Raw genomic sequence first — 10,998 nt, forward strand, 5'->3', positions numbered from 1 at the left:
CCTGAAAATATTGAGCAGGCTACCGTCATGGTGGAAGAATCTGTTGAGTTATACAATAAACGGCGGCCGCATATGGCTCTAAAATACAAAACGCCCGATGAAGTCCATCGGGCGTTTTTAACCTGAAATAGTGTCAACCTATATCAGGACAAGACACTGTCATCCTGAGCCGCGCAGCGGCGTGAGGATCTCAGAGTCTTCAAGTTGTGAGATCCTCACGTCGGCTACGCCTCCTCAGGATGACAGTTCGAGAAAACCAAACACTCCCAACACTCGCCGATCAAACTCAGACAACCCCTGCCCAGTTAACCGATAACGATGGAACTCATGCCGCGGCGGGTATTCCTTGCGCAAGCAATCAAACGCCAATGCCGCGCCGGGCTGCGTCAGCTGCTCACGCATTCGCCGATCATCTGCGGCAACATCGTAGACTTGTCCCACAGCATCGCCGATAGAAGACGCTGAAACTTCCATTGTGCCCCCCTGCTCCGTTTCGGGCACGGCAGGCTCGCCAAGCCAGCGCAAAAAAGCATCCCGAACCATAGCGGTACCATTGCACTTGCCCTGCACGCTATATCCAGCAATATGCGGTGTTGCCAGGGTAACTTTTTGCAACAAGGGCAGAGAAATGCCTGGTTCGTTCTCCCAAACATCCAGCACAACACGTAGATCATTGCGCTGCTCTAGCAGACGCAACAGCGCCTGATTATCAATAGCGGCACCACGGCCGGCGTTGATCAGTATGGCGTCCTGAGGTAACTGCGCCAGCTGTTCGGTAGACAGCATATGATGGGTGGGAAAGGGGCCACTGCGGGTATGTGGCGTGTGCAGGCAAACAATGTCGCTGCCCAGCACGGCTTCCAGGCTGGTGAGGTCTGAGTTTTGTTCAGCGTCTAAAAACGGGTCGTAACAACGCACGCTGGCGCCGAGTTTCTTCAGGCGTCGGTACAGGCGTCCACCTACATTGCCACACCCGATAATGCCTACGATTTTCTGACTCGCGCAGAGCTGTTGCCAGTCCAACCTCAGAGAGCAAAGTGCAACACACACATAATCCACCACGGCATTGGCATTGCAGCCCGGCGCTGCGCTAAAGGTAATATTCCGCTGTTGCAGGTAATCCAGGTCGATATGATCCACGCCGATGGTAGCGGAGCCGACAAAGCGCACAGCGCTGCCGTCAAGCAACTGGCGATTGACCTGGGTGATGGAGCGCACCAACAGCGCATCGGCCTGGGCGACATCTTCAGGCCGGAGATTGCGCCCTGGTACAGTGGTTACCTCGCCATAGGGAGCGAATAACTCCCGCACCAGGGGCATATTTTCGTCGGCAAGGATTTTCATTAAAACACTCTGTTTTATTGTCATCCTGAGCGTAGCGAAGGATCTCGCACTTCAATCAAATACAGAGATTCTTCGCTACGCTCAGAATGACGTATACGTATTACAAAAGTTTGGCCGCCCGAACCAACAACTGCCTCGCCAGCCCGATCTGCTGGCAAAAACTCTCAAACGCCGGGTAATCAATTCCCTTCCACTGCAACTGCTGAGTATCAAACTCCAGCGGCGCATCGCAGCGAATGGTGGTCAGTTGACGAGTGATTTGCAACTGCTCTTTGTAAGGAGCCAGTTTATCTGCCAGCGAAGCAGCGCCCCGTATCGGCAACGCCGATAATTGATCAGTGTTGGCGAAGATGTCATCTATAGAAGCAAAGCTCTGCAGTATGGCGGCGGCAGTTTTCGGGCCAATGCCTGGAACGCCGGGAATATTGTCGATAGCATCCCCTGTAAGGGCCAGATAATCCGCCAGCTGCGACAGTTGAACACCAAACTCCGCCTGCAACTGCTCTAGCCCTTTGGGCTCGTTATTGGGGAAGTCCCACATCAACTCTCCCGGCTGTAACAATTGGGCCAAATCTTTATCCCGGCTCAGAATTACCGGGCTAAACCCTTCATTGCGGCCCTGCTCTGCCAGAGTGCCAATAATATCGTCCGCCTCGTGACTACTACTGGCAAAATGGGCAATACCAAGCAAATCTGCCAATTCACGGCAGGCGTTCAGCTGAAATTCCAAAGCCTCATCCGGCAATGCTCGATTGGCTTTGTAGTCTGGATAAGTCTGGTGGCGAAAACCGCTGCCCAGGCTCTCGTCGTGGGCAGCAGCCAGATATTGGGGCTGGCGCTTTTCCAGTAAGGTGAGCAGCCAGCTGGCGTACCCCTGAACGGCATTGGTGGGCCAACCCTCCTCGCTGTGCCAGTTATCTGGCAAGGCAAAGTAGCTGCGAAAAATATAGATTGAGGCATCAATCAGATAGAATTCTTCCCGCCTCACAGCTGCTCTCGGCTATAGCGCTGCGGCTCACAAAGCGGCGTCCCCAAATGCTGTTGCAACGCTTCTACCAGGGTTTGCGCCCGTTGCGGTAAACCCTTTGCGCAATACTGCTGCGCTTGCTGGCAAACCGCATCAGCAAAGCTGTCGCTGGCGCCTGCTTCACCGTGAAGGTTATCGGCACTGAGGTGGAAGCGCTGGCCGGCGGCCACCGATAAATGCCATTCCACCGCCTGGGGTTTTACCTCTACCTGCTCAAACTGTTGTTGCTGCTGAGCGGTGCGACCGTCCGGGTTGTACCAATAACCAAAGTCCACTTGCAGGCGGCGTTCGTTGCCAGCGATACACCAGTGGGCAATTTCGTGGAGTGCACTGGACAGGTAGTCTTCCCGATAATACAGGCGATGGTATGGGCAAGTATCGTCTGCGGGTAAATACAGCGGTTCCTCAGCACCGCCGATCAGGCGGGTGCTCATGGTTCCCAGGAACAACTGATTGAACAATTGCTCAAGCCATTGGCAACTGATTGCCTGTTTGGGGTGGACGTAACTTCCCATAGTTTTCTAAACCATCGTTTTCTAAACAGGAAGCCCTGTTGTGCTTTGCAAAAATGAGGAGTAGTGTAGGACGTGCCTGTCGTATTTTTTCAGGCAGGCGGTGAACCAAATATATAAAAAATCATAACGATTCACCCACCCTGAGGAGGCGTATTATGACTACCTCAACCCACGGCCACAATACGGACAATGTGGTTGATCTGTTTTCAGGGAAGCCTTTCTCCGATGAATTCAATCGGCGCATTATCCGACTCTCTCCCGAACTCGACGGCCTGGAAATGCTGTACGCCAACAGTGCCCATCCGGAAAAACTGTTTAGTGTACGTATTCTCTGTTGGGGCTTGCGTGCGGATGGTGAAGTGGTAGGTATGGTGCCTTGGCTTAATGACATTGTGCCCTGCCCGGACATTCAGGATCCGCTCAACGGTCACTGGCAAGGCTATTACGACGCCAGTGTCGACGACATGTTCACCGAGCCGCCGTTGCACAAGGTCATTGAGCTGGAGACCGCAGCCGAGTATTACAGTTGTGAAGAAGGCGAAGCTGAGCAAGCCAACGTAATTATCCAGGAATTGCCAGACTCCATCGGCACTCACGCCGTGCTGGCCGGAGATGGCTCCCGCACCTTGGTGTTAAAAGAAGTAGTGAGCTGGCGGTTGCACGCCGACGGCACCCTCTACGGCATGCTGATCGACGACAACAAAGTGGAAACCACCCCGGTACTGCCCGGTGATAAAAGCCTTTACCCAGCTACCAAGGAAAACGGCTTCCGCTATTACTTCCAGCACCACATCGCCAACATGATCAAGGCGGAGGATCCAGAGGCCATGGCGGCTATGTCCATTCTTGTGGATAGTTAGTGGTGTAGGTCGGCCTTCAGGCCGACACAATTAACTGCTTTGTCGGGCTAAAGCCCGACCTACAGCTACTTTTTGCGAATAAAAAACAAGTACTGTTTGTCCTCTTCACTGACAGACAGCAGCTCGTGCCCCAGAAAATTGCAGAACTTGGGTATATCACGGGTGGTTGACGGATCCGTGGCCACCACTTTTATCAGTTCACCACTGGCAACATCACGCACCGCGTTGTGCAGCAGCATCACCGGCTCCGGGCAGAGCAATCCGGTAGTATCGAGAACGATTTGGGGCTTTTCAGTCATCGGCGCATTGTCTCAGTCGGGCGGCTACCGAACAAGAGCACTTAATAAACGATAGAGGCCGTGGTATCCTGCGCGGCCGCTCTGTATGACAGGAGCGCCTAACATCAGTCAGAAGAAATAAGGTTACATCAGCACAATGATCAGCGTTTTAATCCAGCGAGTAGTCGCCCCGGGCATGGAAGTCAGCTACGACCAAATTATCAATTCCGTTATGCAGTCTGCCATTACCGTTCCCGGCTTTATTTCCGGCGAATCCATGCACAATCTGGAGTACCCCAACGTACGCTACGTTATGGTAAAAATGCGTTCAGAATTGGACTGGTACGCCTGGCATGCCTCGCCAGAGCGCAATCAGGCTTTGACCCAGATTGCTCCTCTGCTGCTTGAAGCAGAAAAAGTTACTCTGCTCAGTCATTGAGTGTCAGCGGGCTATTGATCAGCTCTCTATTGGTCAACTCTCTATTGAAAGGAATCCCGTCACTTCTTCCCGGTCGTGGTAGAGCTGCTTAAAGCGCAGCTCTGCCGTTAGCCCGGCGGCAGCCAAGCCACTCTCAATAATTTCGCGGCATTCCTGTACCGCGTTGTAGCGCTGCTTCATGGGCAATTTCAGGTTAAAGATCGCGCGCCGACACCAGCCCTTACTCGCCCAGCGCGCCACCATATCCGCCGTGCGCGCCGGTTTGTCGGCAATGTCGCATACCAGCCAGCTGACATTACCCTTGGGTTGATAGGTGTAGGCGTCACCGCGCACATGAGCCACCATGCCGCTGTCCATTAGAACCTTGTCCATGGGGCCGTTATCCACTGCGTCCACATACAAGCCACGACGTACCAGTTGCCAGGTCCAGCCACCGGGAGCTGCCCCCAAGTCAACCGCCAGAGTGCCCGCTTTCATCAACTCATGTTGGCGATCTCCCTGCAAAAACCACAAGATGGCCTCATCCAGTTTCAAGGTCGCACGGCTGGGGGCCTCTCTGGGCATTTTCAGTCGAGGGACTCCCATGGCCCAGGGGCTGCGATTGCCCTGTTGGCTCACTCCCACAAAGGCGCAACTGCCATCCAGGAAAAGCACGTGCAACTGCTGTTTAGCTGAGGCTTTCAGCAACCCCTGTTTCTTAAGGGCGGCTCGCAATGGGTGGCTGATCTTGCGACACAGGCGAGACATTTCCTTGCCATTATTGGTGTCCAGGTGCTCTACCGACAAGTCATCAAACGGGCCTAAAGCACGGGCGCTTTCCAGCAGTGCAGATACCCGGTCAGTGGGCGGCAAGTTATCCAGCATCGGAGCTGCGGCAAACCACTGGCGGGCAAACATCAGTTCCTCGAAAGCAACACGCTCCATCACCTGCAATGCCGCGCCGCTTTGATGGCAGACGTATGTGACATAACCATCGTCGGGCCTTGCTTTGACATAGCCACTGACACCAACCCTGGCAGCACAGTCGCTAATTTCCGCAGCGCATTCTTTTTCAAAGCCAGCCCGGCAATAGAGAACGATCTGGTTCGGGGTGTTATCGAGCATCAGTGTTCCTTCAGGGATAAGAAAAACCGCTGTACAGCCTGGGCAGCAGTTTGAATATGTTGACGATGTTCAATGCCGGAGCGCACTGTGGGCTTAAAGTTGTGATCCCCCGCTTCCAGCCAACACAACTCAATGGCGGCACTGAGGTTCAGCGGCTCGATAATTTCCGGTTTGCCAAACGGATCGCGGGTGCCCTGCACAATCAATGTGGGAGTCGCTGCAGTTAATAGGTGCTCAATACGCCCGCTTTTGTATTTGCCACCCGGAAAAAACGGGTAACCAAAACAACAGACACCAGCAATTGTGTTCTCTTGGCAAGCGTACAAGCTGGCCATGCGGCCGCCCATGGATTTGCCGCCTATACAAACCGGCTTTTCAGTGCCATCAGCCATTACCTGTTGATAAACTTTTTGCCAATAGTCCAATAATATCGCCTGGCGATCCGGCGGCCGTTTTCGACCAGTAGCACGGCGCTGTTGCATGTAAGGGAATTCAAAGCGCACCACGTCAATATCGACAGCGTTTAGCGCAGCGGTCAGTTGCTCCATAAAGGCGCTATCCATCGGCGCACCGGCACCGTGGGTCAAAATCAAAGTACCTATGCTGTGGTTTTTTGCCTGTGAGCGCAGCAGATCAATCACCCTGAAACTCCGTAAGCCGGGCAAATTCTCTGCGGGTTAACAGACTGCAGCTCTGGGTTTCTCCGTCAAAGCAAATCACAACCTCTCCCTTGGCCAATTGAGTGCGCAACTGACTCACTTTGCTTTCCAGGGAACGTTCCTCAGCACCGTAGTCGGTGCCTTCGCGGTTGATAAATTCTTCCAGCACCGCTTGTAGTACGTCGGGAGTTAAGCGTTCGGGCGGGATTTCCAGCATATGCAACATAAATTGTGGTCGTTCAGGGGACTGCCATTATCGGCGATTACAAGGCATCATATAACCCTCCCTGCTTACCCAATTGGACACAACCATGAGCAAAAAACTGATACTCACTATTTCCGCAAGCGATCAAACCGGCCTGCTCAATCAAGTGGCCGATGCAGTTTCCCAGGCGGGCGGCAATTGGTTGGAAAGTAGCATGAGCCATTTGGCCGGTAAGTTCGCCGGTATTGCTTTGGTGGAGATTGATCCCGCCAAGCAGAGCCAATTGACTGACAGCCTCAATGCCCTGAGAGAAAGTGGGCTGCAGATATTGGTTGAACAGGATTACGACACGCCTGCGGATACTGAACAAAGGCTGCTTGAGGTTGAAGTAGTGGCCCATGACCGCAAAGGTATTGTTCGCGAATTGACTGCTCTGCTTTCAAAGCTCAAGGTGAACATAGAATCGCTGCACACCAATCGCACCGTCGCTGCCATGTCTTCCGAGCACTTGTTTGAAGCCTCGGCAGTGGTTGGGCTGCCTGTTTCCCTCGACGATGAGGATTTCAGAAAACACCTGGAAACCCTGTCCGATGACCTGATGGTGGAGCTGTTCGACCTGGACGAAGAACGCAGCGAATAAATGCTCGATATTGTGCTCTACCAGCCGGAGATTCCCCCGAATACCGGCAATATTATCCGCCTGTGCGCCAACACCGGGTTCCGCCTGCATCTGATTGAGCCACTGGGTTTTGCCATGGACGACAAAAAGCTGCGCCGAGCCGGACTCGACTATCGGGAATGGCAGCAGGCACGTATCCACAAGGACTGGCCTGCCTTTGTTACAGATGTAGACCCCCAACGGGTGTTTGCTATCAGCACCCGTGGCAGCCGCAATCACGCATCCCCTGACTACCAGCCCGGCGACGCCTTGGTGTTTGGCCCGGAAACCCGTGGCCTGCCCCAAGCGTTTCTTGATGCCCTGCCACAGCAGCAGATTATTCGCATACCCATGCAGGCGGAAAGCCGCAGTATGAATCTATCCAATGCGGTTTCTGTTATCGTCTATGAGGCATGGCGGCAGCTTGGGTTTGAGGGTGGAGGTTAGCCAATCCCGTCATCGCGAGCGCAGCGCGGCGATCTCCTGAATACAGCTCGGCGATCCAGTGACGAGATTGCCGCGTCGCCTTTCTCTATAAGAAAGGCTCCTCGCAATGACGAGGAGCTTTTGTATAATCCCCAACACTAAATATCGATAGAACAAACCATGACAAAAATCCGAATTCTTGTGGGCAGCGAAACCGGCACTGCCCTGGACGTGGCCGATGCCTTGGAAGAAACCCTCACTGCCAACAACTGTAGCGTTGCCGTGGCCGAGGATCCCAGCTTGGACGACCTGCAACACCCGGACGAAGTGTTACTGATTTGCACGTCATCCACCGGCGTTGGAGACTTCCCCTCCAACATCAATCCCTTTGTCATCGCATTGAATGACACCCCGCCGAACATTGCCGGCCGTCGCTACGGAGTCATCAGCCTGGGTGACAGTTCCTTCGAAACCTATGCCGCAGCGGCCACTCGGCTGGACGGCATGTTCTCCGATATTGGCGCAGTACGTATTGGCGAACCCCTGTTTCTGGACGCACTGGAAACCTTCACACCAGATAAAGACGCCATTACCTGGGTAAAGCAGTGGGTTACATTGCTTTGAATAAAATTGGCCTGTTTTACGGCTCATCCACCTGCTATACCGAAATGACCGCGGAAAAAATCCAGCGCATTCTCGGTGAAGATCGGGTAGATGTTTTCAATATTGCCGATGAGCCCATTTCTACTACGGAAGATTACCAGCACCTTATTTTTGGCATCCCCACCTGGGATTTCGGCGAATTGCAGGAGGACTGGGAAAACATCTGGGATGAAATTGACGCCGTAGATTTCAGCGGCAAAACCATTGCCATTTACGGCCAAGGGGATCAGGTAGGCTACGCGGAATGGTTTCAGGACGCCATGGGTTTTCTGTGGGCAAAGCTGGTTAATTTAGGCGCTAAAGCGATTGGTCAATGGCCCGCGGATGGCTTTGAATTTGGTGAGTCGAAAGCATTGACTGCCGACAAAAACCATTTTGTTGGTTTGGCACTGGACGACGAAAACCAATTCGATCTCTCCCAGCAACGTTTGGAAAGCTGGTGCGAGCAAATCCTGCGAGAGTTTGAACAAGAAAACCCGTCATTGCGAGCGTAGCGAAGCAATCCAGCGTCTTTGATCTCTCTGCTTAAAAAGACACTAGATCGCCGCGCTGCGCTCGCGATGACAATATTGAAAGTATGTCGCTACCCCACCCCACAAGTTTGAACTGCCAGTGTCTAAAAATATTTTAAAACCCGCAGAGCTGGAATGGGACGACAACGGCCAGCCCATTTCCAGCCAGTACGGTGACGTTTACTTCTCTCGCGCTTCTGGCATCGAAGAAACCCGCTACGTTTTTCTGCACAACAACCACCTGCAACAACGCTGGCGCGAGCTACCCGATTCAGGCGGTTGCTTTACCATTGCTGAGACCGGTTTTGGCACCGGCCTGAACTTTCTCTGTGCCGCCCAACTGTGGCTGCAAACCGCTCCCGCCAACTGGCGGCTGCACTTTGTGTCGGGGGAAAAATTCCCCCTGAGCCACGCTGATCTGGAAAAAGCTCTGGCGTTGTGGCCAGAGCTGGGGGATTTGGCGGAGGAACTGAAAACCCAATACCCGCCACAGCTTTCAGGGTTTCACTCTCTGTGGCTACAGAATGGCCGCATCCAGCTGACGCTGTTGTTCGGTGACGCCGCCGATATGTTCGAGCAACTCAAAGGCAGTGACCACCCTGTTTGGCGACGCCGTGGCAACCCGACGGTGAATGCCTGGTTTCTCGATGGCTTTGCCCCGGCGAAAAACCCCGACATGTGGAGCGAGGCACTGTTTCACACCATTGCCGATCTCAGTGACAGCGGCACTACCGCAGCCACCTTTACCGCTGCTGGTCATGTGCGTCGCGGTTTGCAGGCAGTGGGCTTTAAGGTAGAAAAAGTAGCGGGGTTTGGCAGCAAGCGAGAGATGTTGCGAGGCCAGATGGTCACAGCGCCAATTATCGAACAACTGCAAGAAGCACTGCAGCCTGCCACCCATAACTCGCCAGTTGCAGCACCCTGGTACCTCAACCTCAACTCGCATTCAGCAAAGAAACAGGCAGTTGTGGTCGGCGGCGGTATTGCTGGCTGCAGTGCCGCCCATGCACTGGCCAGGCGGGGCTGGCAAGTCACCTTACTGGAACGCCACGGTGAACTGGCACAGGAAGCCTCCGGCAATCCGCAGGGTATTATTTACCCCAAGTTTTCCAAACAGGACTCACCCCTCTCCCGCTTCGGCTTGTGTGCCCTCGCCTACGCCAGCCGCTACTATCAACCGCTTTGGCAGCGCGAGGGTTTCGGCGAGCAATGCGGTGTATTACTGCTGTCTGAATCGGACAAACAGTCCGCTGATTTCCCTAAAATTGGCGAACGTTTTGCCAATAGTCCTGAGCTGGTGCAATGGGTAAATCGGCAACAAGCTGCTGACCTGGCAGGTTTGCCACTGGCAAGCAACCAAGGCCTGTTCTGCCCACAACTGGGTTGGGTGGTTCCACCAAAAGTGTGCCGGGAGTTGGTGCAACACCCGGCGATTACTGTGGTGGCCGCTGACGTTAATAAGCTGGTTCGCGAAGATGATGAATGGCAACTGCTAAATGCTGAGGGAAAGGTTATCGCCGCATCTGAAACCGTAGTCCTGGCTTGCAGTCACAGCGTGGCAAACTTCCAGCAAACCGAGCACCTGCCTTTAAAGCGCATTCGTGGCCAGATTACCCAAGTGCCGTCGAATGATTCCGCCTTGAAAACCGTTATCTGCGGCGCAGGATATATCGCTCCAGCGCACCAGGGCCAATTCACACTCGGCGCCACTTACAACCTCAGAGATGATGATCCGCAAGTGCGAGACAGCGATCATCAAACCAACCTGCAAAAACTGACTGCCACCGACACAGCTATTGGCAAGCAGCTGCCCGATACAGCTGAATCTCTGACGGGCCGTGTTGGTTTTCGTTGCACCACCCCGGACTATCTACCCATGGCGGGGCCTGCACCCATAGCCAGCGCCATGAATGAGCGTTTCGCCCTGCTGCATAAAAATGCCCGTGCTCATATCCCATTGCCAGGGGAATACCACCCTGGCCTTTATATCAGTTGTGGCTATGGATCGCGGGGCTTGAGCTACGCACCGCTGGCAGCGGAACTGCTGGCAGCACAGATTTGTGGCGAAGTGGCGCCAATAGACAGGGAATTGGCGCAAGCGTTAAATCCAGCTCGCTTTTTGATTCGTTCCTTGAAAAGAGGATAGAAAAGGTAATAAAAAAACGCGCCTCGAAGGGCGCGTCAGACTGCTGACAAAGTCCTCGCCCTCGTGCGGGGACTTTTTATAATGGGGCATGTTAAAAGACCGCCCCCAAACCCAGTCCACTATGGAGTTCGTCAGCATTGACGAGCTAGTTCCTGCCGACCA

Annotated in this window: 15 protein-coding genes; 8 read left to right on the plus strand and 7 right to left on the minus strand. The window is 53.9% G+C overall.

Annotated elements, in window-relative coordinates; all coding sequences use genetic code 11:
* Positions 1–126, plus strand: a 126-nt coding sequence (locus QSV34_RS14810) for an integrase core domain-containing protein (protein WP_289152576.1), incomplete at its 5' end; no start/stop codon positions are given.
* A 108-nt stretch (positions 127–234) separates the two neighbouring features.
* Here the strand turns inward: QSV34_RS14810 and QSV34_RS14815 are convergent.
* The 3 genes from QSV34_RS14815 to QSV34_RS14825 all read right to left on the minus strand — a co-directional run bounded on the left by QSV34_RS14815 (position 235) and on the right by QSV34_RS14825 (position 2,886).
* The gene (locus QSV34_RS14815; protein WP_289155984.1) at positions 235–1,344 is read right to left on the minus strand and encodes a 4-phosphoerythronate dehydrogenase; all 1,110 of its coding nucleotides are present in this window, start codon (positions 1,342–1,344) and stop codon (positions 235–237) included.
* A gap of 100 nt (positions 1,345–1,444) precedes the next feature.
* On the minus strand, positions 1,445–2,332 hold the full coding sequence (locus tag QSV34_RS14820) for a 5'-3' exonuclease (RefSeq protein ID WP_289155986.1): 888 nt from the start codon (positions 2,330–2,332) through the stop codon (positions 1,445–1,447).
* Entirely contained in the window at positions 2,329–2,886 is a 558-nt protein-coding gene (locus tag QSV34_RS14825) for an elongation factor P hydroxylase (RefSeq protein WP_289155987.1), read from the minus strand. Before QSV34_RS14825 ends, QSV34_RS14820 begins: the two co-directional genes overlap by 4 nt.
* A gap of 155 nt (positions 2,887–3,041) precedes the next feature.
* Between QSV34_RS14825 and QSV34_RS14830 the strand changes: the two genes are divergently transcribed.
* Positions 3,042–3,746 (plus strand): hypothetical protein, encoded by a 705-nt coding sequence (locus QSV34_RS14830; protein ID WP_289155989.1) that lies wholly within the window; start codon positions 3,042–3,044, stop codon positions 3,744–3,746.
* Between the two features lie 65 nt (positions 3,747–3,811).
* Here the strand turns inward: QSV34_RS14830 and tusA are convergent, their stop codons facing one another.
* On the minus strand, positions 3,812–4,045 hold the full coding sequence (gene tusA / locus QSV34_RS14835; protein ID WP_289155991.1) for a sulfurtransferase TusA: 234 nt from the start codon (positions 4,043–4,045) through the stop codon (positions 3,812–3,814).
* Between the two features lie 136 nt (positions 4,046–4,181).
* Between tusA and QSV34_RS14840 the strand changes: the two genes are divergently transcribed.
* Complete coding sequence (locus tag QSV34_RS14840) at positions 4,182–4,463, plus strand: antibiotic biosynthesis monooxygenase family protein (protein WP_289155993.1); 282 nt, start codon at positions 4,182–4,184, stop codon at positions 4,461–4,463.
* 33 nt (positions 4,464–4,496) lie between these two features.
* Here QSV34_RS14840 and rlmM read toward each other — a convergent pair whose 3' ends face one another.
* Genes rlmM through QSV34_RS14855 form a run of 3 tightly spaced genes read right to left on the minus strand, consistent with a single transcriptional unit; the run spans position 4,497 to position 6,452 of the window.
* Entirely contained in the window at positions 4,497–5,567 is a 1,071-nt protein-coding gene (rlmM, locus tag QSV34_RS14845) for a 23S rRNA (cytidine(2498)-2'-O)-methyltransferase RlmM (protein WP_289155995.1), read from the minus strand.
* Positions 5,567–6,208: an alpha/beta family hydrolase gene (locus QSV34_RS14850; protein ID WP_289155996.1), complete on the minus strand. Its 642-nt coding sequence runs from the start codon at positions 6,206–6,208 to the stop codon at positions 5,567–5,569. Before QSV34_RS14850 ends, rlmM begins: the two co-directional genes overlap by 1 nt.
* Complete coding sequence (locus tag QSV34_RS14855; protein WP_289155998.1) at positions 6,201–6,452, minus strand: YheU family protein; 252 nt, start codon at positions 6,450–6,452, stop codon at positions 6,201–6,203. The genes QSV34_RS14850 and QSV34_RS14855 overlap by 8 nt, the downstream gene beginning before the upstream one ends.
* Before the next feature lie 85 nt (positions 6,453–6,537).
* Here QSV34_RS14855 and QSV34_RS14860 point away from each other — a divergent pair, with 85 nt between their 5' ends.
* From QSV34_RS14860 to mnmC, 5 genes are all read left to right on the plus strand, one after another.
* Positions 6,538–7,071 carry a glycine cleavage system transcriptional repressor gene (locus tag QSV34_RS14860; protein ID WP_289155999.1) on the plus strand — a complete coding sequence of 178 codons (534 nt, stop codon included), beginning with the start codon at positions 6,538–6,540 and terminating at the stop codon, positions 7,069–7,071.
* On the plus strand, positions 7,072–7,536 hold the full coding sequence (trmL, locus tag QSV34_RS14865) for a tRNA (uridine(34)/cytosine(34)/5-carboxymethylaminomethyluridine(34)-2'-O)-methyltransferase TrmL (RefSeq protein ID WP_289156001.1): 465 nt from the start codon (positions 7,072–7,074) through the stop codon (positions 7,534–7,536).
* A 159-nt stretch (positions 7,537–7,695) separates the two neighbouring features.
* Positions 7,696–8,139, plus strand: coding sequence for a flavodoxin domain-containing protein (locus QSV34_RS14870; protein WP_289156003.1), 444 nt, complete (start codon positions 7,696–7,698; stop codon positions 8,137–8,139).
* Complete coding sequence (gene fldB / locus QSV34_RS14875; RefSeq protein WP_289156007.1) at positions 8,130–8,672, plus strand: flavodoxin FldB; 543 nt, start codon at positions 8,130–8,132, stop codon at positions 8,670–8,672. Before QSV34_RS14870 ends, fldB begins: the two co-directional genes overlap by 10 nt.
* Before the next feature lie 118 nt (positions 8,673–8,790).
* Positions 8,791–10,836, plus strand: a complete 2,046-nt coding sequence (gene mnmC, locus QSV34_RS14880; RefSeq protein ID WP_289156005.1) for a bifunctional tRNA (5-methylaminomethyl-2-thiouridine)(34)-methyltransferase MnmC2/FAD-dependent 5-carboxymethylaminomethyl-2-thiouridine(34) oxidoreductase MnmC1 — start codon at positions 8,791–8,793, stop codon at positions 10,834–10,836.
* Positions 10,837–10,998 lie beyond the last annotated feature (162 nt).

Origin of the sequence: Porticoccus sp. W117 (genome assembly GCF_030341905.1) — a bacterium.
Taxonomy (GTDB): Bacteria; Pseudomonadota; Gammaproteobacteria; order Pseudomonadales; family Porticoccaceae; genus SCSIO-12696.